This is a genomic window from Streptomyces sp. NPDC059866, from assembly GCF_042731325.1.
In the GTDB taxonomy this organism is placed as follows: domain Bacteria; phylum Actinomycetota; class Actinomycetes; order Streptomycetales; family Streptomycetaceae; genus Streptomyces; species Streptomyces flavusporus.
The window spans coordinates 168,982-189,940 of the sequence record NZ_JBHWJT010000019.1; the positions used below are offsets into that span (position 1 = coordinate 168,982).

Here is a 20,959-nt window from a genome sequence, read left to right on the forward strand (position 1 = left end):
GCCATGCCCGTCGAGTTCATCAGCGCCGTCCACCCCAACCCCGCCACCGAGGGCGACCCCACCGCGGGCACAGGCATCGACGTCGACTACGCCCGCCGCTACGCCCGCGCCCTGGACGACGGCGGCTTCGACTACACCCTCGTCACCTACCACTCGGCCTCCCCCGACGCGCTCCAGCTGGCCCAGTTCGTCGCGAACCACACCGAGCGCATCAAGCCCGTCCTCGCCCACCGCCCCGGCGTCATCTTCCCGACCCACGCGGCCCGCGCCCTGGCCACCCTGGACCGGATCAGCAAGGGCCGCCTGGTGGTGCACATCATCTCCGGCGGCAGCGACGAGGAGCAGCGCCGCGAGGGCGACTACCTGAGCAAGAGCGAGCGGTACGCGCGTTCGGACGAGTACATCCGGATCCTGCGTGACGTGTGGACGGCGGACGGCCCGATCTCCCACGAGGGCCCGCACTACCGCTTCGAGGGCTTCCGCTCCGACGTCACCCCCTACAACGGCACGATCCCGATCTCGGTGGGCGGCTCCTCGGAGGACGCCTACCGGGTGGGCGGCCAGCAGGGCGACATCTTCGGACTGTGGGGCGAGCCGCTGAAGGAGACCGCCGAGCAGATCGCCGCGGTCAACGCGTACGCGGACGCCGCCGGCCGGCCACGCCCCCGCATCTGGGTCTCCTTCCGGCCGATCATCGCGCCCACCGACGAACTGGCCTGGGAGAAGGCCCACCGCATCCTCGGCTCCATCAAGACCAACCACGAGCAGCGCGCCCAGCAGCGCCACTACCCCGCGCTCGGCCAGGGCACTCCGGCCAACGTCGGCTCCCAGCGACTGCTGACCGTGGCCGAGCGGGGCGAGGTGCACGACCGCTGCCTGTGGACCGCGCCCGCCGCGGCCACCAACGCCGCCGGCGCCTCCACCGCGCTGGTCGGCTCCCCGGAGACGGTCGCCAAGGCGCTGCTCGACTACGTCGACATCGGCTGCGAGCTGCTGTCCATCCGGGGTTACGACCCGCTCAACGACGCGATCGACTACGCCCGTCACGTCCTCCCGCTGGTCCGCCAGGAGCTGGCGCACCGCGCCGCCTCGGGAGCGGCCGCGTGAGGCGGGCCGGGGGTGCGCTCGCCCTCGCCGGGCTGCTCATCGGCGTCCTCAGCGCATGCGGCGGCCCCGCGGGCGCCGAGGACGGCGGCGATGGCGTCACGCTGCGCGTGGGCGCGACGGGCTGGAAGCGGGAGGAGGCCCTGCTGAAGTTCGCCCACCTCGACGACACGCCGTACCAGGTGCGGTGGAGCCTCTTCCAAGGCGGCGACAAGCAGCTGGAGGCGGTACGCGCCGGGGCGCTGGACGTGGCGAGTTCCAGTGAGATCCCGCCGGTGTTCGCCGCCGCCGACGGCAAGCCCAACTTCAAGGTCGTCGCCGTGCAGCGCGGCAACACCCTCAACCAGGAGGTCGTCGCCCCCAAGGGCTCGGAGATCACCTCGATCCCGCAACTGAAGGGCAAAAAGGTCGGCTACGTCAAGAACACCACGGCTCACTATTTCCTCTACCAGCTGCTCAAGCGGGCTGGACTCGGGTGGAACGACATCACCGCCGCCCCGCTGGAGCCGGACAAGGCGCTGGCCGCGCTGAACGGCGGTTCGATCGACGCCTTCGCCGGATACGGCAACGCGATCATCACCGCTCATCAGCAGGGCGCCCGCACCATCGGCGACGGCGCGGACATCCTTTCCGGCAACTTTCTGTGGTCCGCGTCCGACGACACGCTCGGCAGCGCGGCCGAACGCGAGGCGCTGGCCGATCTGCTCGCCCGGATCGACAAGGCGTACGCGTACGTCCGCGACGGACACGAGAAGGAGTTCGCGAAGACCGTCGCCGCCGCCACGCACCAACCCGTAGAGGACGCGCTCGAGGAGTTGTCGGAGGGCGAGGCCCAGCGGAGGACCGAGGTGCAGGTCGTGACCGACAAGGCCACCGCGTCCGAGCAGGAGGTCGCCGACGCCTTCGAGGAACTCGGAGCGCTCAAGCAGCCGTTGAAGGTCTCCACGTTCTGGACCGACCGCCTCACCTCTCCCCTGCGGAAGGCCCTGTCCTCATGACCACAGCACTCCGGTTCCAGGCGCCGGACCTGGCCGCCCTCACTTCGGTCACCGACCGGCTCGCCGCCACCGCCGCCGAGTACGACCGTACGAGCGTCTTCCCCGCGGAGGGGATCCACGCCGCACACGAGGCCGGCCTGCTGACCGCCACCGTCGCCGAGCGCTACGGCGGCCCGGGCCTCGGGGTCGCCGCTACGGCCCGCATCCTGCACGCACTGGGCGAGGGCGACCCCTCGGTGGCGCTCATCACGGCGATGAGCCTGACCATCCACCACCGTCAGGCCGTACGGCCGCACTGGCCCGAGGAGTTGTACGGGCAGGTCCTGGCCGCAGCGGCCCAGCGGCCGGTGCCGCTCAACCACGTGCGGGTGGAGCCCGAGCTGGGCTCCCCCGCGCGCGGCGGGCTGCCCCCGACGGTGGCCCGACGCACGTCAACCGACTGGACCCTCACTGGCCGCAAGCGGTTCGCCACCGGCGTAGAGGGCCTCGACTGGCTACTGGTGTGGGCCACCACGGATGAACCCACGCCGCGGGTCGGCACGTTCGCCGTACCCGGCACTGCCCCCGGCATCGAGATCACCCACCGCTGGGACCATCTGGGGCTGCGGGCCAGCGGCAGCCACGACATCGCCCTGCACGAGGTCGAGATCCCCGCCGACAACGTGGTCGACATCGCCGCACACGGTCCGGGCGCCGAGCAGGACAACCGCGCGGGCGCCGCCCTCCATCTCCCGCTCGCCGCCCTGTACTTGGGCGTGGCCCGCGCGGCCCAGCGGTACTTCCACCGGTTCGCGCACGAACGGATCCCCGCGGGCCTCGGCCACCCGGTCGCCCGTACGGAACGCTTCCGCCGGGCCGCCGGTGAGATCGCCCTGCGGCTGGACTCCGCCGAGCAGCTGGTGTTCGGCGGTGCCGAGCGGGTGGACGCGGCCGACGACACGTACACCCCCGAACTGGCTCTGGGCGCCCGGGTCCTGGCCGACCGGCACGCCGTCGAGGCGGTCGGGCTTGCGGTACGGCTGCTGGGCAATCCGGGGCTGAGCCGTGACAACCCGCTGGAGCGCCACTTCCGCGACGTCCAGTGCGCCCCGGTGCACGCCCCGCAGGAGGACGTGGCGCTGCTCGCCGTCGGCAGCCGTGCGCTGGAGGGCACCCGATGACCGTCACCCAACTCGGCACTGCCGAGGCCCTGTTGACCGCCCTGAGCCGGGACCTGCCGGGGGACGCGCTCATCACCAGCCCCGAGGCCACCGCCCCGTACTCCGCCGACCGTTCCGGCAGCCGTCCGGACGGCGAGCCCCTGGCCGTCGTGCGCGCGGCGAACGCCGAGCACGTGCGGACGACGCTGCGGCACGCACACGCGCTGCGGGTGCCGGTAGTGCCCCGCGGGGCCGGGACCGGACTGTCCGGCGGCGCGAACGCCGGCACGGGCACGGTCGTGCTGGACCTGTCCCGGATGAACCGGATCCTCGACCTGGACCCGCACAACCAGATCGCCGTCGTCGAACCCGGCGTCATCACCGCCGAACTGGACCGCGCGGCAGGCGAGTTCGGGCTGCGCTACGCACCCGACCCGGCCAGCGCGGCCATCTCCACGATCGGCGGCAACATCGCCACCAACGCAGGCGGTCTGCGCTGCGCCAAGTATGGGGTGACCCGGGACGCCGTCCTGGGACTCGACACGGTCCTCGCGGACGGCACACCGATCCGGACCGGCCGACGTACGGTCAAGGGAGTCACCGGATACGACCTGACCGCCCTGCTCACCGGCTCGGAGGGCACCCTGGGCGTGATCACCGCCGCGACCGTGCGGCTGCGCCCGCTGCCGGAGTCGACGGCCACCGTCGCCGCGTACTTCGACTCCTTCGCCGAGGGCGCCGAGGCCGTGTCGGCACTGACCGCCGCCCGGCTGGAGCCCTCCATGGCGGAGCTGGTGGACGGGCCGGTGCTCGGTGCCGTGGACGACGCGCAGGGCACGGACCTGCGGGCCCGTGGTGGAGCGTTGCTGCTTCTGCAGTGCGACGGACGCGCGGCGGCGACCGAGACGGAACTGGCGGTACGGCTGCTGCGCGGGCACGCAACTTCGGTCGAGACCACCGCCGACCCGGCGGAGGCGGACCGGCTGCTCACCGCCCGCAGGCTCGCCCTGCCCGCCCTGGAGCGGCTGGGCCGGGTGCTGATCGAGGACATCGCCGTGCCCAGGACCCGCCTGGCCGACGCCGTCCGCGAGATCGACGCGGCCGCCGAGCGCCACGACGTACGGATCTTCACCTTCGCGCACGCCGCGGACGGCAACCTCCATCCCATCCTCGTCCTCGACCCGGACACCCCCGGCATCCCGGGCGCGGCCTGGCGGGCGGCGGGCGACATCTTCACCGCCGCACTGCGCCTGGGCGGCACCCTCACCGGGGAGCACGGCGTGGGCACCCTCAAGCGGCGGTGGCTCGCGGACGAACTCGGCCCGGAACAGCACGCGTTGCAGCAGCGCATCAAGGCGGCCTTCGATCCGCACCACATCCTCAATCCGGGCAAAGCCCTGTGAAGGAGCCCCTCATGGCGACCGTTCTCTCCGTCTCCGGAAGCCCCTCCCCCACCTCCCGCACCGCCCGTCTCCTGCGCGACCTCGACGCCCGGCTCACCGCGCAGGGACACGAGGTGATCCCGCTCGACGTCCGCGCGCTCCCGGCCGAGGCTCTGCTGCACGCCGACTTCAGCCACCCAGCCATCGTCGAGGCCACCGCCCTGTTCGAACAGGCGGACGGCGTCGTGATCGGGACACCCGTCTACAAGGCCGCCTACTCCGGGCTGCTGAAGTCGCTGCTCGACCTGCTGCCGCAGTACGCGCTGAACGGCAAGACGGTGCTCCCGCTGGCCACCGGCGGCACCACCGCCCACGTCCTGGCCATCGACTACGCCCTGCGCCCCGTCCTTGCCTCCATGGGCCCCGCGCACATCACCCCCGGCTGGTTCGTCCTGGACAAGCACATCGAGGTACGGCAGGACGGCAGCATCCTCGTCGAACCGGGTACGCGGGAGGCACTCGACCAGGTCACCGACCAGTTCTCCGCCGCCCTCAGCGAACGTCGGCCGCTGACGGCGGCGGCGTGAGCGATGGTGGTGCAGCCGTACGGCTGCAGCTCCCCGCACAGGGACCAGCAAGCGGCAGCCGCCTTGCCTTTGACGCACACGTCAGGGATTAGCGTCGGTGCACCGACCACGGCGGCCGTCGCACGCCGCGGCCCCCGCTTCCCGATCAGGAGTCCCTGCATGGCTGCTGCCCTGCCCTCTGGCACACGCGAGATCCGGCTCGCCACCACCCCGCAAGGACTGCCCGGCCCTGAGCACTTCGCCGTCGTCACACAGCCACTCACCGCTCCCGGCCCCGGACAAGTCATCGTGCGCAATCACTACTTCCTTGTCTTCCCAGGGTTGCGGACCCTCATCGGAGGCGAGGTCGAGGGCGTGCCGTTGCCGCCGATCCACGCCGGTGACGTCCTGTTCGGTCCCGCCGTCGGCGAGGTCGTCGCCGCGGGCCCGGGAAGCCCGCTCGGGCCGGGAGACGCCGTCACGCATCTGCTCGGCTGGCGCGAGCACGCGTTGCTCGCGGCGGACCAATGCAGCCCGATCGGTGATGTGCTGCCTTCCCCGGTCGCCCATCTGTCCTCGGGAGCGGCCGCCTACGGCGCGCTCACCCGGCTCGCCGAACTCCGCCCCGGCGACACGGTCCTCGTCACTGGGGCGGCCGGCGCGGTGGGCACTCTGGCGGGTCCGGTCGCCCGGCTGCTGGGCGCCGGGCGGGTCATCGGCAGCACGCGCTCCCCGTCCAAGGCGGACCGGCTGCTCACCGAACTGGGCTACGACGCGGTGGTGGTGCCCGGGTTCCCGTCCGGCACGCTCACCGAGCAACTGGGCCAAGCGGCTCCCGAGGGCATCGACGTCCTTGTGGACACGGTGGGCGGAGAGCAACTGACCGCTGCCCTCACGGCAGCGCGCCGCGGTGCCCGCTTCGCGCTGGTCGGTGCGCTGTCCGGCCAGCTGTCCCCCATGAGGGGCGGTGGCAGCGCGCCGGTCGACATCGACACGTTCCGCGTCATCACCCAGGGGATCATGCTGCGCGGCTACAGCGGCACCGACCACCCCGAAGTGGCGGACGAGTGGGCCACCCGGTTCGGCGACTGGCTGCGCTCCGGTGAGATCTCCTTTTCGCATGTGCGGATCCCGGGCATCGAACGGGCCCCTCAAGCGTTGCAGGAACTGTTCGAGGGGCGGCACTTCGGCACCGTCGTCGTGGAACTGCCGCACCGGTGACAGATCGCCGCCGCGCTTCACGGGTCGGCGCGCGAAACGAAACGAGGCGAGGTCTGCATGCGGATCGGAGACGCGGCGGCGGCAGCCGGAACCACCCCACGGGCTCTGCGGTTCTACGAAGAACGGGGTCTGCTTCCTCCACCGCCGCGCACGGCCACCGGCCAACGCCGGTACGGGCCGGACGAGGTGGACCGCATCCGCGTCATCCGTGAACTGCTGGCCCTCGGCCTCACCGTCCAGGACCTGCGCGACATCGCCGACCGGATCCAGCTCCTGGTCGACGATCCGCAACGGCGCTGTGCCCGCGCCGACGCGGCCTCCCCGGCCTCCGGCGTGGTCGAACACCGGCTGGCGGCGATCGACGCCGAGATCGATCGTCTGAGACGACTGCGCGACCGCCTGGCACAACGGACAGGACAGGCGTAGGTTTCCCCGGGGCCGCTCCGGCCGGCCTCTGCCCTGTGTCCCGCTCCGGTGCCGACGGGCCCTGGCAGATCTTCCTTCCACATGCCGAAAAGCCGAGGTCAGCAGCGCATCCGGCGATGCGTCAGGTGGCGCAACACTTCCGCAACACCACTATCCCTACCGGATAGGTATGGTTCCGGCCATGCCGCCCACCGACCGCATCCGAGACCACGCCGGCCAGGGCGCGCCCACCGTCGCCGCCCAGCGCACGCGGCGTCGGTTGCGCGCGGACCGGGCACGCCAGCTCGCCGACCTGCTGCGCCACCAGCTCCTCACCGGGGGCTTCCCGGCCGGCACCCTCCCGCACGAGTCGACCCTGGCCACCGACTACCGGGCCTCGCGCAACACCGTCCGCCAGGCCCTCGATCTCCTCCGCGCCGAGGGCCTCGTTGACCGCCTCCCCGGCGTCGGCACGGTGGTCGTCGCCCAGAAGTACCCCCACGGGCTCGACCGTCTGATGGGCCTCGCGGAAACCCTGCGCGAACACGGCCACGTCGCCAACGAGGTCCGCACCATGGGCCCCGCCCCCGCACCCGCCCCCGTCGCCGAACGCCTCCACATTCCACCCGGCGCCGACGTCCTCTACATCGAACGCCTGCGCCGCCTGAACGGCCTCCCCCTCTCCCTCGACCTCACCTACATCCCCCTCGACATCGGCACTGCCCTGCTCGGCGCCGACCTGGAGAACACCGACGTCTTCCGCCTCCTGGAAGCCATCACCGGCCGGCGGCTCGGCCACGCCGAGATCACCCTGGAGGCGGTGAACGCGGACGCCCACTCGGCCACCGTCCTCGAAGCCCCCCGCGGCACGGCCGTCCTGATGCTGGAACGGCTCACCCACCTCGCGGACGGCCGCCCGGTCGACCTGGAGTTCATCCGCTTCCGCGGCGACCGCATCACGATGAGCGGCCTGCTGCACCGCTCCCTGTAGACACCACCCGCTCCCCACAGCACGACCTTCCTGGAGACAGCCATGCCCTTGGCGCCCCAGCGGGCCGACGTGCCCGTGACCATCGACGAGTCGAAGTGCATCGACGGCTGCACGCTCTGCGTGGACATGTGCCCGCTGGACTCCCTCGCCATCGACGAGACCAACGGCAAGGCGTACATGCACGTCGACGAGTGCTGGTACTGCGGCCCGTGCGCGGCCCGCTGTCCCACCGGAGCCGTCACGGTCAACATGCCCTATCTGCTCCGCTGAGAGGCCCGAACTCCCATGAAACGCACGGCAGTCGCACTCGCCGCATCCGCTCTCCTGTTCCCCCTGTCCGCCTGCGGCGGCAGCGCCGAGGCGGGCAGCGGCTCCACGGTGACCGTCACCGTCGGATATCAGTCCAAGACCATCAACACGGTCACGGCCGGCACCCTCCTGCGCTCCCTCGGCTACTTCGAGAAGCAGTTGAACGCCCTCCATGACGGGAAGACGTACAAGGTCGACTGGCAGGACTACGCCACCGGCGCCCCCATCACCGCGCAGATGACCGCCGGAAAGATCGACATCGGCTCGATGGGTGACTTCCCGCTGCTCATCAACGCGGCCCGCGGCAAGCAGCTGGGCAAGCCCACCCACCTGGTCTCGGTCACCGGCTACAACCTCAAGGGCGGCCTGAACACGGTCGTCGTCCCACCGGAGTCCAAGCTCAGCTCCTTGAAAGACCTGAAGGGCAAGAAGGTCTCCACGAGCGTCGGCTCCGCCGCCGACGGCACCCTCGTACGGGCCCTTCAGCGCGCCGGCATCGACCCGAACAAGGGCATCGAGAAGCTGAACCAGCAGCCCGCGGTGGGCGCCTCGGCCCTGGCGGCGGGCAGCGCGGACGCGCTCTCACAGTTCGTCGCATGGCCCGGCCTGCTCGCCTACCAGGGCAAGGCAAAGGCGCTCTACGACGGCGCCCAGCTGGATCTGCCCACCTTCCACGGCGTCACCACCCGCGAGGACTTCGCCCAGCGGCGCCCGGCCGTGCTGGAGGCGTTTCTGAAGGCCCAGGCAGAGGCGACCGACTACCTCAACGCCCATCCGGTTCAGGCCGCCGAGAAGGTCGCGAAGGCCACCGGCCTGCCGGCCGAGGTCGTCTACCTCTACAACGGCGCCCACGGCATCTCCACCTTCGACCCGGCCGTCAAGCCGCAGCTCGTCTCCGCACTCGAGCAGGACGTGGCGGTCCTGAAGGCGGCCAAGCTCACCGGCGACATCGACGTGGACTCCTTCGTCGACGACCAGTACGTCAAGAAGGCCCTCGGCGCCGGCTACGCGAAGCAGCTCGCCGCCACCCCGCCCGCCGCCGCGAGCGAGGTCTGGCCCAAGGGCGCCACGAAGACCCGGAGCTTCACCTCCCCCGCTCAGCTCCTCGCCCACGTCGCCGAGCACAAGGACAACATCCGCGCCGCCTACGTCCCCGACGCCACCACCGGCACCCTCTGGTTCGCCGACAAGGCCGTCTGGGTGGCGGACGGCAAGCAGCTGCTGCCCTTCGTCGCCCCGGCCACCGCGCAGGCCTACGTGGCCGGTCGCAGCGGCGCCCGGGTGATCACATACGCGGACGCCCTGGGGCGGGCCTCGTGAGCCGCTACCCCCGGCGGACGGGCCGGCTCGCGCTGCGGGCCGGCTCACTGGCCGCCGCCCTCGGCCTCTGGCAACTGCTGACCACCCTCGACGTGAACCTGTGGTTGCGCTTCTCGCAGTTCCCGACGGTGACCGACGTGGCCCGGGCCTTCGCCGACCGGCTCTCCGGCCCCGACTACTGGACCGACCTGACCGACAGCCTCACCCGGATCGTGACCGGCTTCCTGCTCGCCGCCGTCCTGGGCGTGGCCACCGGCGTACTCGTGGCCCGCTCGCGGCTCGCCGAGGACCTGCTCAGCCCGGTCCTGGAGGTGGTGCGGCCCATCCCGGCCATCGCCATGGTGCCCGTCGCGATCCTCCTGTTCCCCTCCAACGAACAAGGCATCGTCTTCATCACCTTCACCGCCGCCTTCTTCCCGGTGCTGGTCTCCACCCGGCACGCGGTCCGCGCCCTGACCCCCGTGTGGGAGGAGGCGGTGCGCACCATGGGCGGTGGCCGGTGGCGGATCCTCGGCTCGGTGGTCCTGCCGGGCGCGCTGCCCGGCATCTTCGGCGGCCTGTCCGTCGGCATCGGCGTGTCCTGGATCTGTGTGATCTCCGCCGAGATGATCTCCGGCCAGTACGGCGTCGGCTACCGCACCTGGCAGGACTACACGATCGTCAACTACCCGGGCGTCTTCGTCGGCATGGTCACCATCGGCCTGCTCGGCTGGCTCACCTCCACCGCCGTCGAGCTGGTCGGCCGCCGCCTGACCCACTGGCTGCCGCGCACGTCGTACGTCCCCGGCGCCCGGCCCCGGCCCGCACGAACCCAGGCGTCCACCATCGAACCCAGCAAGGCCGAGGAGGCATGCGATGAGCACCTCGTCTGAGACCAGGCCGGCCGAGGCGCCGACCGCGCCGGCGGCCCCGCGCGGCACCCGCCTCACCCTCCGCGGCGCCACGCTCGGCCGGCCGGACGCCCCGGCCGTGTCCGACGTCGACCTGGACGTCGCCGCTGGCGAGATCCTCACCGTCGTCGGCCCCTCCGGCTGCGGCAAGTCGACCCTGCAGCGCACCTTCGCCGGGCTGCTGCCCACGCTGGACGGGGCGGTGGAACAGGACGGTCGGCCGGTGACCGGCCCAGGGGCGGAACGGGCGCTGGTCTTCCAGGAGGACGCCCTGCTGCCCTGGCGCACCCTGCGCGCCAACGTCGAACTGCCCCTCGCCGTCCAGGGCCTGCCGCGCATGCAGCGCAGGGAACAGGCCGAGGCCTGGCTGGAGCGGGTCGGACTCACAGACCAGGCACGGCAGTTGCCGCACCGCGTCTCCGGCGGGCAGCGCCAGCGCGCCCAGCTGGCCCGCGCCCTCGCCGGACGCCCGCGCGCCGTCCTCATGGACGAACCCTTCGGTGCCCTCGACGCCCAGACCCGCGCCGGCATGCAGGACCTGCTGGTGGAGGTGCTGCACGGCACGGGCGCGACCGTCGTCTTCGTCACCCACGACGTGGACGAGGCCCTGTTCCTCGGCGACCGCGTGGCTCTGCTCGGCTCCGGCCGGCTGATCGCCGTACGGGACGTGCCCCGCCCGCGCGAGCGCGCCGCCCATGACGACCCGGCGCGCGTAGCCCTGCGGCGCGACATCCTCACCTCGCTCGGTACCTGAAAGGCCCCGGTGACCACCCCGTGCACACCTCCCTGGAGATCCCCGCCCGCAGCGACGCCGAGGAACTGACCTGCGACGTCCTCGTCATCGGTGGCGGCACCGCCGGCACCATGGCCGCCCTGACCGCCGCCGAGCACGGCGCGAACGTCCTGCTCCTGGAAAAGGCGCACGTCCGCCACTCCGGCGCGCTCGCCATGGGCATGGACGGCGTCAACAACGCGGTCATCCCCGGCCGCGCCGAGCCCGACGACTACGTCGCCGAGATCACCCGCGCCAACGACGGCATCGTCGACCAGTCCACCGTCCGCCAGACCGCCACCCGTGGCTTCGCCATGGTGCAGCGCCTGGAGTCGTACGGCGTGAAGTTCGAGAAGGACGAGCACGGCGAGTACGCCGTCCGCCAGGTCCACCGCTCCGGCTCCTACGTGCTGCCGATGCCGGAGGGCAAGGACGTCAAGAAGGTCCTGTATCGGCAGCTGCGGCAGCGCGAGATGCGGGAACGGATACGGATCGAGAACCGGGTGATGCCGGTGCGCGTGCTGACCGCCGAGGGGCGTGCCGTGGGCGCGGTCGGCTTCCACACACGCACCGGCGCGTTCGTCACCGTCCGCGCGGGCGCCGTGATCCTGGCGACCGGCGCCTGCGGCCGTCTCGGCCTGCCTGCCTCCGGCTACCTGTACGGCACGTACGAGAACCCGACCAACGCGGGCGACGGCTACGCGATGGCGTACCACGCGGGCGCCGAGCTCACCGGCATCGAGTGCTTCCAGATCAACCCGCTGATCAAGGACTACAACGGCCCCGCCTGCGCCTACGTCGCCAACCCCTTCGGCGGCTACCAGGTCAACCGGCACGGCGAACGCTTCGTCGACTCCGACTACTGGTCGGGGCAGATGATGGCCGAGTTCGCGGCGGAGGTGGCGAGCGACCGGGGCCCCGTGTACCTGAAGCTGAGCCATCTCCCGGAGGAGTCGGTCTCGGCGCTGGAGTCGATCCTGCACTCGACGGAGCGCCCCACGCGCGGCACCTTCCACGCGGGCCGTGGCCACGACTACCGCACCCATGACGTGGAGATGCACATCTCGGAGATCGGGCTGTGCGGTGGCCATTCGGCCTCGGGCGTACGGGTCGACGACCATGCTCGTACGACCGTTCCCCGGCTGTACGCCGCCGGGGACCTGGCCTGCGTGCCGCACAACTACATGATCGGCGCGTTCGTCTTCGGGGACCTGGCCGGCGCGGACGCGGCCCAGTACACGCGATACGAAGGAGAGTTGCCCCTGGACCAGCTCCGCGAAGCGCACGAACTGATCTACCGCCCCCTGCGCAACCCCGACGGCCCGCCGCAGCCCCAGGTCGAGTACAAGCTGCGCCGCTTCGTGAACGACTACGTGGCCCCGCCGAAGTCCGGCGCCCGGCTCTCCCTGGCCCTGGAGGCGTTCGAGCGGATGCGCGCCGACATCGCCGCGATGGGCGCCCGCACCCCGCACGAGCTGATGCGCTGCGCCGAGGTCACCTTCATCCGCGACTGCGCGGAGATGGCCGCGCGCGCCTCCCTGGCCCGCACGGAGTCCCGCTGGGGCCTCTACCACGACCGCCTCGACCATCCGCAGCGCGACGACGCGTCCTGGTTCCACCACCTCGATCTGCGCAAGTCCACCACTGGCGCGATGGAGTTCACGGCCCGCCCCGTGGCCCCCTTCCTGGTCCCGGTCGACGGTTTCACCCCCGCCGGCGGCCTCTCCCGTCACCTCGGCGAGGTCCACCCAGAACAGGTGGCGACCGCGGGGGCCCGGGAAGCGGCGCCGGTGGCGTTGCGGCAGGAACCCACCGCGACCGGTACACCCGCCCACGCCGACGCCGACGCGGACACGCCGGCCACGCCTCGCCTGCTCGACCTCCTCGCCCTCACGGAGGGCGAGCCCGAACTGTCCGCTCTCACCCCCTACTTGACCGACCCAGAGCCCACCGTGCGCCGTACGGCCGTCACGGTCCTGACGGAGACCGTGCCGCCAGGCACCGGACCGGCACTGGCCGCCGCGCTGGCGGACACCGACGCCGACGTCCGCGCCGCCGCGGCCGCCTCGCTGCGGGAACTCGTCGAGACACTGCCCCTCGAACCGGCCCTGCGCGACGGCCTCGCCGCCGCCCTGTCCGAAGCCGACCCCGTTGTCCGTGCCACCGCACTGGATGTCCTGCGCGCCCTGCGCCTGGGCGACGTGGAGCTGTTCGCGGACTTGTTGTCGGACTCCGACATCGCCGTCCGCATCGCGGCCGTGCGAGCGCTCGTGTCGGTCGACGCCGCCGGAGAGCTGGCCCGCGCGGCGGCCGTCGAGCCGTCACGCGAGGTCCGCGTCACCATCGCCAAGGCCCTGGCCACCGCGGGCCCGGACCCGGCCATGGCCCACTCGGCCCTCGCGGAACTCGTGGACGATCCCGACGCCCTGGTCCGTGGGGCCGCCTACGAGGCGCTGGGCACGGCCGGCTGCCCGGCCGCCCTGGCCGCCCGCGCCGAGGCGGCCCTGGCCGACCCGGCCTGGCAGGTGCGCGCCGGCGCCGCCACCGCCCTGTCCGCCACGGATCCCGACGTCGCCGTCCCCGCACTCGCCAAGGCCCTCGCCGACGCCAACGCCGACGTCCGCAAGGCCGCCGTACTGGCCCTGACCCGCCACCGTGCCACCGAGGACGCCCGAGCGGCCCTGGCCGCCGCGACGACGGACTCGGACGCGGACGTCAGGGCCTATGCGGCGCGGACGCTGTGACCGCGTCCTACCGTGACGCCGGTCCTACCGTGAGGCCAGGAGACGTCCCGCGTTCCGCAGGACGTACCGCGCCACGTTCGTGCCGAGCGTGATCCCCGCCTCGTCGGCCGACCGGGTGTGAATACCGGAGAAGACCCGGGCGTCCACGTTCTCGTCCGAGAGCTGCTTCCACGTGGTGTACGTCCTTGTCACCCCGGGCGCGGTGGGGCTGGTCAGGTCGAACGGGGAGGTACGCGGCCCCACGAGCGCCGACAGCACGGTCTCCGCGGCACCCGAGTAGGTGTTGTGGCCGCTCGGGTAGTCCGGATGCGCGGGTGTGTCGTGCAGCGGCGTCCAGTCCGGATCGGGGTCGATACCGCCGGTGCGGATGGCGGTGACGGGACGCCACCGCTCGTAGGCGTACTTGCTGTCGGACGTCGCGATCTGGGTGTCCACCAGCGCCACGTGGAAGAGCGCGACCAGCTGCGCCTGCCGGGCGATGCCCTGGTCCGTGCGGGACAGCGCCACGCGCAGCGGCTCGGTGTAGAGGGTGAGGGATGAGCCGAGCCAGAAGGCGGCCGTCTCGGTCTGGTGGGTGCTGCGTGCCGTGCTGTCGACGGCGCCGTACGCCCGCACCTCCGCGAGGTCGGCGGCGTAGCGCGCGGAGTCCAGCGCGGGTGGCGGGCCGAGCCGGAACTGGCTCTGCGCCGCGAGCGCGAACGGCTTGGCGAGGCGGTTGCCGTACTGCGCCGCGGGGGCGTAAGCGGGGGGTGTCGGCTGCCACACGCCGGGTGCAGCCGGTCGTAGGGGATAGGGCGCGTTGACGGAGGCGGGGTCGAGTCCGTCGCCCTCCCTCGATGTGAGGACGAGGTCCGCCTGTCGCGCCCCCGCCGCGACGCCGCGCTCCTCCGCCGGACCGTCGGGGATCGCGTCGAGGGTCTCCTTGTACGTCGCGTCGAGTTGCTCGGTACGGCTCGGTGCGAGCGTCATCAGTGCGCGGTGTACGGCCGCGGCGAGCGCCGCCTCCTGGTACGGGCCGCGCTCCACGCCCGCCGGTACGCTCCGGGTGGCCCGGGCCGCGGCGAGCCAACTGATGGCCCAGGTACGGCTGTTGGTGATCTGGGTGGGCGCCCCGGCGGTCGCGATGGTCTCGGCCGTGGCGTCGTACCAGGTGAGCGCCGTGGTGCGGCCGGCCGCGGTGGCCTGGGGTACGGCGACGGACGCGGTCAGCAGCACCGTCGTGCCCAGGGCGACGAGGGCGGGACGGGTTCTGAGCGGACTCACATGTTCTCCTTCGTTTCGGTGAGGCAGTGAGGCGATGCGGAACAGGCCGCGCGCACCCAGGATCGGCACCGCCTGGCCGACGAAAGGTCTGAGGCGCCAATCGGCGAGGGCGACAAGATGTCGACGCCGTCGGCCACCCGTGGGCCACTACACCGGGCGCGGCGAAAAAGTGACGGGGACATCGGAGGCACGCGGGGAGCGCGGTGGAGTTCAGCTACACACCGCAGTGGCGACGCGCATCAGATCGATGGCCCGCCTCTTGCGAAAGCGTTCGAAGACCCGCATGCCAGCGAAACTAACGAGCAGTCAAAGTCCGGTCAACACAGACCAGTTTGTTCTACCGCCACTGCAACGACACCTTCGTGGAGGTGTCATGTGCTCGTTACAACTGCGGCCGCGGGCCCCACTCACCTAGTAACAGCGCCGGCGAAGGGGACCTGCGCGGAGGGTGTTGCCTGCTTGCCGAACGGGTGCTGCCACAGGCCCTGCGCCTGAAGCCTCGGCAGCACGCCCTCGCCGAACCAGTACGCCTCCTCCAGGTGCGGATAGCCGGAGAGGACGAACTCCTCGATGCCCAGGTCGGCGTACTCCTTGATCCGCTCGGCGACCTCCTCGTGGCTGCCGACCAGCGCCGTACCCGCTCCCCCGCGCACCAGCCCGATACCGGCCCACAGGTTGGGGTGGATCTCCAGCCCGTCGCGGTTTCCGCCGCCGTGCAGGGCGAGCATGCGCTGCTGTCCCTCGGACTCGCTGCGGGCGAGCCCGGCCTGCACGGACTTCACGGTCGCCGGATCGAACCCGTCCAAGAGCCGGTTCGCCTCCGCCCAGGCCTGCTCCGAGGTGTCCCGGGTGATGACGTGCAGCCGGATGCCGTAGCGGAGGGTGCGGCCCTCCTTCGCTGCCAGCGACCGGATCCAGGCGATCTTCTCGGCGACGGCGGCGGGCGGTTCACCCCAGGTGAGGTACGTGTCGACGTACCGGGCGGCGACCTCTCCCGCCGCGGGCGAGGAGCCGCCGAAGTACACCTCGGGAACCAGGTCGGGCAGCCGGGCCAGCGTCGCGTCCTCCACGCGCAGGTGCTCACCGTCCAGGTCGACGCTCTTGCCCTCCCACAGTCCCCGTACGATCTGCAGGAATTCGCCGGTACGGCGGTAACGGTCGTCCTTGTCGAGGAAGTCGCCGTAGGCGCGCTGCTCGTGGCTCTCGCCACCGGTGACGACGTTGAGGAGCAGCCGTCCGCCGGTCTGCCGCTGGAAGGTGGACGCCATCTGCGCGGCGAGCGTCGGCGAGACGAAGCCGGGCCTGAAGGCGACCAGGAACTTCAGCCGCTCGGTGTTCTGGCTGACCATGGCGGTCGTGAGCCAGGCGTCCTCGCACCAGGCCCCGGTGGGCGTGAGCGCGCCGACGAAGCCCAGGTCCTCGGCGGCACGGGCGATCTGGCTGAGGTAGGCGACCGTCGGCGGCCGGTCCCGGCCGGAGGCGGTGGCCGGGGTGCCGTGGCCGCCGCCGACGACGTGGCGGCTGTCGCCGTTGGTGGGCAGGAACCAGTGGAAGGTGAGGGACACGTGGGGCTCCGATCAGGGGTGCGATCAGGGTTGATCGTCAGAGGAGGCCGTGCCGGGGCGGCCTGGTGCCGTTGAGGACGTAGCGGCCGATGTACTGGACCTTCCAGCGGGCCGGGTCGTGCAGGGTGTGGGTGCGGGCGTCGCGCCAGTGGCGGTGCAGGCCCAGGGAGTCCAGCGCCGAGCGAGTGCCAGCCACCTCGAAGAGGGCGCTGCCGACCTCCACGGCGGCCTCCGCCGCCGTCACCTTGGCGGCGGCCACCGCGATGGAGGCCTCGGCGGCCGAGTCGTCGGTCAGGTCCGCGCGGGCGGCGTCTACCGCTCTGGCGGCCTCGCGGAGCAGCGCCTCGGCGGCGCGTACGCGGATCGCCAGTTCGCCGAAGCGTTGGATGAGCAGCGGGTCTTCCGCAGCCGTCTCGAATCCGCTCTCGAACCAGGGACGGCTCTTCGTCCGCACGAACTCCACGGCCTCGGCCACCGCACCGGAGGCGATCCCGGCATCGATGGCGGCGTGCAACAACTGAGCGACGGCACCGTGGAGTTGGGGTGCCCGGAAGGTGAGGTGGTGCGGCACGATCCGGTCGGCGGGGACGCGCACCGACTCCAGACGGACGGTTCCGCTGGCGGTGGTGCGCTGCCCCATGCCGTCCCAGTCGTCCACGACCGTGAGGCCGGGCGCGTCCCGCGGTATGTACGCCACATGCAGGTTGTCGTCGGCGGCGCGGGCGAGGACGGGGATCCAGTCGGCGAACAGGGCGCCGGTGGAGTAGTGCTTGACGCCGTCGAGAACGTACGAGCCGTCCGGGCGCCGCGCGAGCCGGGTGCGGATGTCCTGCACGTGCTTGGTCCCCGCCTCGGACTGGGCGTTGCCGAACCGTTTGCCCCGCAGCACCTCGCCGAAGAAGAACTCCTGTTGCTCGGGGCTCCCCTGGCGGCGCAGCACGTTGACGTACACGAAGTGGCTCTGCGGGATCTGAGCGAGGCTGGCGTCGGCGGCGGCCAGCAACCGGAAAATCTCGGCCAGCGTCTCCGCGCCGACGTCCGGGCCACCGAACTCCGCGGGCACTGTCACCGCGAGCAGACCGGACGCGGACAGCCGCTCTACCTCCGCGTGCGGGAGCCGGCCCCGCGCGTCCCGTTCGGCGGCGTCCTTGCGGAAGTCTGCGGCGAGTTCAGCGGCTACGGCGAGGGCCTCGGCGTCACCGGCGATGACGGTCGCGGCGCTCATCCGGCGGCCGCCAGCACCGTCGTACGGCCGCCCAGCGCGGCGGAGAACTGGTCCGTGACCTGCGCGAGGGCCTCGGCCGAGCCCGGTGCGACGGTCAGCGTTCCGTCGTCGCCGACGGCGATGTCCTTGTCGAGCGTGAACCAGCCCGGGGTGATGTGGGCGGGGCCCATGGAGGCAAGGACGGGGCGCAGGGCGTAGTCGATGGCCAGGACGTGGGCGGTGGTGCCGCCGGTCGCCAGCGGAAGGACGGTCTTGCCCGTCAGTGCGTACTGGGGCAGCAGGTCGAGAAGTGACTTCAGCAGGCCCGAATAGGCCGCCTTGTAGACGGGGGTGCCGATCACGACGCCGTCCGCCTGCTCGAACAGGGCGGTGGCCCGGGCGATCGCCGGGTGAGAGAAGTCGGCGTGCAGCAGGGCCTCGGCGGGGAGCGTACGTACGTCCAGCGGGATCACGTCGTGCCCCTGGGACGTGAGGCGGTCGTCCAGGTGGCGCAGCAGTCGTGCGGTGCGGGAGGTGGCGGAGGGGCTGCCGGAAACGGACAGGATGGTGGCCATGTGGGGACCTTTCGCTTCTTTGTTTCGCGTGCGGGGTGGCGGTCAGACGTGGGCGGCGGTGGTCGCTGACTCGGGCTGCCGCGCCTCCAGTTCGCGTACGAGCGGCAGCACGCGCTTGCCGAAGTACTCGACCTCCTCCAGGTAGTGCAGGAAGCCGAGGAGGAAGAGGTCGACGCCGAGGCGCTTGTAGGCGACGATCCGTTCGGCGATCTGCTCGGGCGTGCCGATCAGGCCCGTGCGGAAGCCGTCGTTGTACTGGACGAGGTCCTCGAAGCCGGAGTCCTGCCACATGCCCTTGCCGTCGGCGGTGGAGGCCCCGGCCTGCTGGACGGCGTCACGGAAGCCGTGAACGGCCGCCGTGTCGGCCTTGGCGACGATCTCGCGGAGCGTCTCGCGGGCCTCGGCCTCGGTGTCACGGGCGATGAGGAAGCCGTTGAGTCCGAACTTCGGTGCCTTCCTCCCGGCTTCCAGGGCGGACTTCCGGACGTCCGTGATCTGCTCGGTCACACCGTCGAAGTCCTTGCCGTTGCTGAAGTACCAGTCGGAGACACGGCCCGCCATGGCGCGGGCGGCGGTGGAGTTGCCGCCCTGGAAGATCTCCGGGTGCGGGCGCTCGGGGGTGTTCAGCGGCTTGGGCTTGAGGGAGAAGTCGCGCAACCGGTAGAAGTCACCGGCGAGTTCGGCGTGGTCCTCGGTCCAGGTCTTCCGGAGGGCGCGGATGAACTCCTCCGAACGGCGGTAGCGCTCGTCGTGCTCCAGCCAGGGCTCGCCGAGGGCGGTGAACTCGCCCTTGAACCAGCCACTGACGACGTTCACTGCGAAGCGCCCGTTCGACAAGTGGTCGGCGGTGGCGCCGAGTTTTGCCAGGACGCCCGGGTGCCACAGGCCGGGATGAACGGCGGCGATGACCTTCAGCCGCTGGGTGGCCAGCAGCAGAGCGAGGCTGAAGCTGGTCGACTCGTGCTGGTACTCGGCGCCGTAGCTGGCCATGTAACGGACCTGGCTGAGGGCGTAGTCGAAACCGCTGTTCTCGGCGAGGACGGCCAGTTCGCGGTTGTAGTCATAGCCCCAGTCGGTGCGCTGCTCGATGGTGCTGGTGACCAGGCCGCCGCTGACGTTCGGCACCCAGTAGGCGAATCGGACGGGATCGGGTCCGGGAGATGCGGGCATGGAAACTCCAGGCGGGAGAATACTGCTGCGGGCAGGACGAATGAGCTCCTGGGGAATTCAGGCACGCTGGAGCGGCGTTCCCGGGAAAGTCGTCATCGCGACAGAGCGACAGCGCGAGCGAGCGACAGAAATCGGCCGGGACGGGAATTCACAGAAGGAGATCGCAGACGGAGCGGGTGGGAGGGTTCCCTCGGGTGCGCTCAGGCCCGACAGCGACAGCAGGAGCTGGAGACACGCGCGAGGTCGACGTGGCGTCGACGCGTGAGGTCCTGTCGCTTCATGTCACCGATAGAACCAGTGGGGAGTCCTGCCGGTCAAGAATTCCTGGCCGTGATTCCACATCCTGAGAGTCGGTATTCACGAGGTTGTGACAGGGTTTCCCTTGAACCCGACGCGGGACGGGCGCCAGTCTCCTGTCGTGCGTATCGAACAGCTGGAATACATCGCCGCCGTCACGCGGTTCGGTTCGCTGCGGCGCGCCGCTGAGGAACTGCATCTGTCCCAGCCCGCGCTCAGCGAGACCGTGCGCAATCTGGAGCGGGAGCTCGGCGTGGACCTGCTGGAGCGCAAGCGGTCCGGGGCGAAGATCAGCGACGAGGGCCGGGAGCTGCTGCCGCACATCATGAGTGTGCTGGACGCGGTCGACCGGCTGCGCGGCGCGGCCGACGACCAGCACCGTATCAGCCGCATGGTCCGGCTCGGCACGGTCAACACGGCCGCTGTCCCGCTGGTCATCCCGACCGTGCGTGAGTTCCGGGCCGCACACCCGGTCACGCAGGTCGAGTTGGTGGGCGCGCAGCAGAGCGAGATCCACCAGGGGCTGCTGGAGGGCGCGTTCGACCTGGGGCTGGTGAACTACCTCCGGGGCGACGACATGCCACCCGGCTTCGAGACCACCGAGCTCCTGCGCGGCCGCCCCGTGGTGTGCCTGCGCCCCGACAGTCCACTGGCGGCCCTGGACGCGGTGGACACGGACAGCCTCCTCACCGAGCCGCTGGTCGTCATGCGGTCCGGCTACGTCATGCATCGTTTCCTGCACCGTCTGCTCCGCGGCCGGACACCGGTCTTCTCGTATTCCACCGACGGTGCGGAGATGGGCAAGCTGATGGTCGCCGAGGGCCTGGGGGCCACGGTGCTGCCGGACTTCAGCGTCGTCGGCGACCCGCTGGAACGGCGAGGCACGATCACCGTGCGGCCGCTCGCGGGGGACGGAACCGAGGTGCTGCTGGTCCTGCAGCGCCGGCATTCCGGTTCCGTCCCACGGGCCGTGCGCGATCTGCATGAGCTGTTCGTGCGCAACGCCCGTGCGTACCGGGCCGCTTCGTGATGGAGATCCGGTGC

20 protein-coding genes are annotated in these 20,959 nt (G+C 71.6%); 14 read left to right on the forward strand and 6 right to left on the reverse strand.

The window, feature by feature from the left end; all coding sequences use genetic code 11:
• Positions 1–3: 3 nt before the first annotated feature.
• From ACFV7R_RS28600 to ACFV7R_RS28660, 13 genes are all read left to right on the forward strand, one after another.
• Entirely contained in the window at positions 4–1,107 is a 1,104-nt protein-coding gene (locus ACFV7R_RS28600; RefSeq protein ID WP_385268465.1) for an LLM class flavin-dependent oxidoreductase, read from the forward strand.
• Positions 1,104–2,102, forward strand: a complete 999-nt coding sequence (locus tag ACFV7R_RS28605) for an ABC transporter substrate-binding protein (protein WP_385268467.1) — start codon at positions 1,104–1,106, stop codon at positions 2,100–2,102. Before ACFV7R_RS28600 ends, ACFV7R_RS28605 begins: the two co-directional genes overlap by 4 nt.
• Positions 2,099–3,262, forward strand: coding sequence for an acyl-CoA dehydrogenase family protein (locus ACFV7R_RS28610; RefSeq protein WP_385268469.1), 1,164 nt, complete (start codon positions 2,099–2,101; stop codon positions 3,260–3,262). The genes ACFV7R_RS28605 and ACFV7R_RS28610 overlap by 4 nt, the downstream gene beginning before the upstream one ends.
• Positions 3,259–4,644, forward strand: coding sequence for an FAD-binding oxidoreductase (locus ACFV7R_RS28615; protein WP_385268471.1), 1,386 nt, complete (start codon positions 3,259–3,261; stop codon positions 4,642–4,644). The genes ACFV7R_RS28610 and ACFV7R_RS28615 overlap by 4 nt, the downstream gene beginning before the upstream one ends.
• 11 nt (positions 4,645–4,655) lie before the next feature.
• Complete coding sequence (gene ssuE, locus ACFV7R_RS28620; RefSeq protein WP_385268473.1) at positions 4,656–5,210, forward strand: NADPH-dependent FMN reductase; 555 nt, start codon at positions 4,656–4,658, stop codon at positions 5,208–5,210.
• Between the two features lie 159 nt (positions 5,211–5,369).
• Positions 5,370–6,410, forward strand: coding sequence for an MDR family NADP-dependent oxidoreductase (locus ACFV7R_RS28625; RefSeq protein WP_385268475.1), 1,041 nt, complete (start codon positions 5,370–5,372; stop codon positions 6,408–6,410).
• A gap of 57 nt (positions 6,411–6,467) precedes the next feature.
• Positions 6,468–6,836 carry a MerR family transcriptional regulator gene (locus ACFV7R_RS28630; protein WP_385268477.1) on the forward strand — a complete coding sequence of 123 codons (369 nt, stop codon included), beginning with the start codon at positions 6,468–6,470 and terminating at the stop codon, positions 6,834–6,836.
• Positions 6,837–7,017: 181 nt separating this feature from the next.
• The gene (locus tag ACFV7R_RS28635) at positions 7,018–7,806 is read left to right on the forward strand and encodes a GntR family transcriptional regulator (protein WP_385268479.1); all 789 of its coding nucleotides are present in this window, start codon (positions 7,018–7,020) and stop codon (positions 7,804–7,806) included.
• A 42-nt stretch (positions 7,807–7,848) separates the two neighbouring features.
• Entirely contained in the window at positions 7,849–8,076 is a 228-nt protein-coding gene (locus ACFV7R_RS28640) for a ferredoxin family protein (protein ID WP_031166915.1), read from the forward strand.
• Between the two features lie 15 nt (positions 8,077–8,091).
• A complete protein-coding gene (locus ACFV7R_RS28645; RefSeq protein ID WP_385268481.1) occupies positions 8,092–9,435 on the forward strand; it encodes an ABC transporter substrate-binding protein in 1,344 nt (447 codons plus the stop codon).
• Positions 9,432–10,307, forward strand: coding sequence for an ABC transporter permease (locus ACFV7R_RS28650; RefSeq protein WP_385268483.1), 876 nt, complete (start codon positions 9,432–9,434; stop codon positions 10,305–10,307). Before ACFV7R_RS28645 ends, ACFV7R_RS28650 begins: the two co-directional genes overlap by 4 nt.
• Positions 10,291–11,079 (forward strand): ABC transporter ATP-binding protein, encoded by a 789-nt coding sequence (locus ACFV7R_RS28655; RefSeq protein WP_385268485.1) that lies wholly within the window; start codon positions 10,291–10,293, stop codon positions 11,077–11,079. Before ACFV7R_RS28650 ends, ACFV7R_RS28655 begins: the two co-directional genes overlap by 17 nt.
• Before the next feature lie 20 nt (positions 11,080–11,099).
• A complete protein-coding gene (locus tag ACFV7R_RS28660) occupies positions 11,100–13,841 on the forward strand; it encodes a fumarate reductase/succinate dehydrogenase flavoprotein subunit (protein ID WP_385268487.1) in 2,742 nt (913 codons plus the stop codon).
• 24 nt (positions 13,842–13,865) lie between these two features.
• On the opposite strand, the gene ACFV7R_RS28665 is transcribed toward ACFV7R_RS28660, so the two are convergent.
• The 6 genes from ACFV7R_RS28665 to ACFV7R_RS28690 form a co-directional block, all read right to left on the reverse strand.
• Positions 13,866–15,104 (reverse strand): vanadium-dependent haloperoxidase, encoded by a 1,239-nt coding sequence (locus ACFV7R_RS28665; RefSeq protein WP_385268489.1) that lies wholly within the window; start codon positions 15,102–15,104, stop codon positions 13,866–13,868.
• Positions 15,105–15,511: 407 nt separating this feature from the next.
• Complete coding sequence (locus tag ACFV7R_RS28670) at positions 15,512–16,669, reverse strand: LLM class flavin-dependent oxidoreductase (RefSeq protein ID WP_385268491.1); 1,158 nt, start codon at positions 16,667–16,669, stop codon at positions 15,512–15,514.
• Positions 16,670–16,706: 37 nt separating this feature from the next.
• The gene (locus tag ACFV7R_RS28675; protein WP_385268493.1) at positions 16,707–17,894 is read right to left on the reverse strand and encodes an SfnB family sulfur acquisition oxidoreductase; all 1,188 of its coding nucleotides are present in this window, start codon (positions 17,892–17,894) and stop codon (positions 16,707–16,709) included.
• Complete coding sequence (gene ssuE / locus ACFV7R_RS28680; protein ID WP_385268495.1) at positions 17,891–18,448, reverse strand: NADPH-dependent FMN reductase; 558 nt, start codon at positions 18,446–18,448, stop codon at positions 17,891–17,893. Before ssuE (ACFV7R_RS28680) ends, ACFV7R_RS28675 begins: the two co-directional genes overlap by 4 nt.
• A gap of 42 nt (positions 18,449–18,490) precedes the next feature.
• Complete coding sequence (gene sfnG / locus ACFV7R_RS28685) at positions 18,491–19,618, reverse strand: dimethylsulfone monooxygenase SfnG (RefSeq protein WP_385268497.1); 1,128 nt, start codon at positions 19,616–19,618, stop codon at positions 18,491–18,493.
• Between the two features lie 200 nt (positions 19,619–19,818).
• Positions 19,819–19,899, reverse strand: coding sequence for a putative leader peptide (locus ACFV7R_RS28690; protein ID WP_358839838.1), 81 nt, complete (start codon positions 19,897–19,899; stop codon positions 19,819–19,821).
• A gap of 137 nt (positions 19,900–20,036) precedes the next feature.
• Between ACFV7R_RS28690 and ACFV7R_RS28695 the strand changes: the two genes are divergently transcribed.
• A complete protein-coding gene (locus ACFV7R_RS28695) occupies positions 20,037–20,945 on the forward strand; it encodes a LysR family transcriptional regulator (protein ID WP_385268498.1) in 909 nt (302 codons plus the stop codon).
• The last annotated feature ends 14 nt before the right edge of the window (positions 20,946–20,959 follow it).

Coding starts and splice junctions, on each gene's coding strand:
- ACFV7R_RS28600 (WP_385268465.1), top strand. CDS start 4: ATGCCCGTCGAGTTCATCAGCGCCGTCCACCCCAACCCCGCCACCGAG.
- ACFV7R_RS28610 (WP_385268469.1), top strand. CDS start 2,099: ATGACCACAGCACTCCGGTTCCAGGCGCCGGACCTGGCCGCCCTCACT.
- ACFV7R_RS28615 (WP_385268471.1), top strand. CDS start 3,259: ATGACCGTCACCCAACTCGGCACTGCCGAGGCCCTGTTGACCGCCCTG.
- ssuE (WP_385268473.1), top strand. CDS start 4,656: ATGGCGACCGTTCTCTCCGTCTCCGGAAGCCCCTCCCCCACCTCCCGC.
- ACFV7R_RS28625 (WP_385268475.1), top strand. CDS start 5,370: ATGGCTGCTGCCCTGCCCTCTGGCACACGCGAGATCCGGCTCGCCACC.
- ACFV7R_RS28630 (WP_385268477.1), top strand. CDS start 6,468: ATGCGGATCGGAGACGCGGCGGCGGCAGCCGGAACCACCCCACGGGCT.
- ACFV7R_RS28635 (WP_385268479.1), top strand. CDS start 7,018: ATGCCGCCCACCGACCGCATCCGAGACCACGCCGGCCAGGGCGCGCCC.
- ACFV7R_RS28640 (WP_031166915.1), top strand. CDS start 7,849: ATGCCCTTGGCGCCCCAGCGGGCCGACGTGCCCGTGACCATCGACGAG.
- ACFV7R_RS28645 (WP_385268481.1), top strand. CDS start 8,092: ATGAAACGCACGGCAGTCGCACTCGCCGCATCCGCTCTCCTGTTCCCC.
- ACFV7R_RS28655 (WP_385268485.1), top strand. CDS start 10,291: ATGAGCACCTCGTCTGAGACCAGGCCGGCCGAGGCGCCGACCGCGCCG.
- ACFV7R_RS28675 (WP_385268493.1), bottom strand. CDS start 17,894: ATGAGCGCCGCGACCGTCATCGCCGGTGACGCCGAGGCCCTCGCCGTA.
- ssuE (WP_385268495.1), bottom strand. CDS start 18,448: ATGGCCACCATCCTGTCCGTTTCCGGCAGCCCCTCCGCCACCTCCCGC.
- sfnG (WP_385268497.1), bottom strand. CDS start 19,618: ATGCCCGCATCTCCCGGACCCGATCCCGTCCGATTCGCCTACTGGGTG.
- ACFV7R_RS28690 (WP_358839838.1), bottom strand. CDS start 19,899: ATGAAGCGACAGGACCTCACGCGTCGACGCCACGTCGACCTCGCGCGT.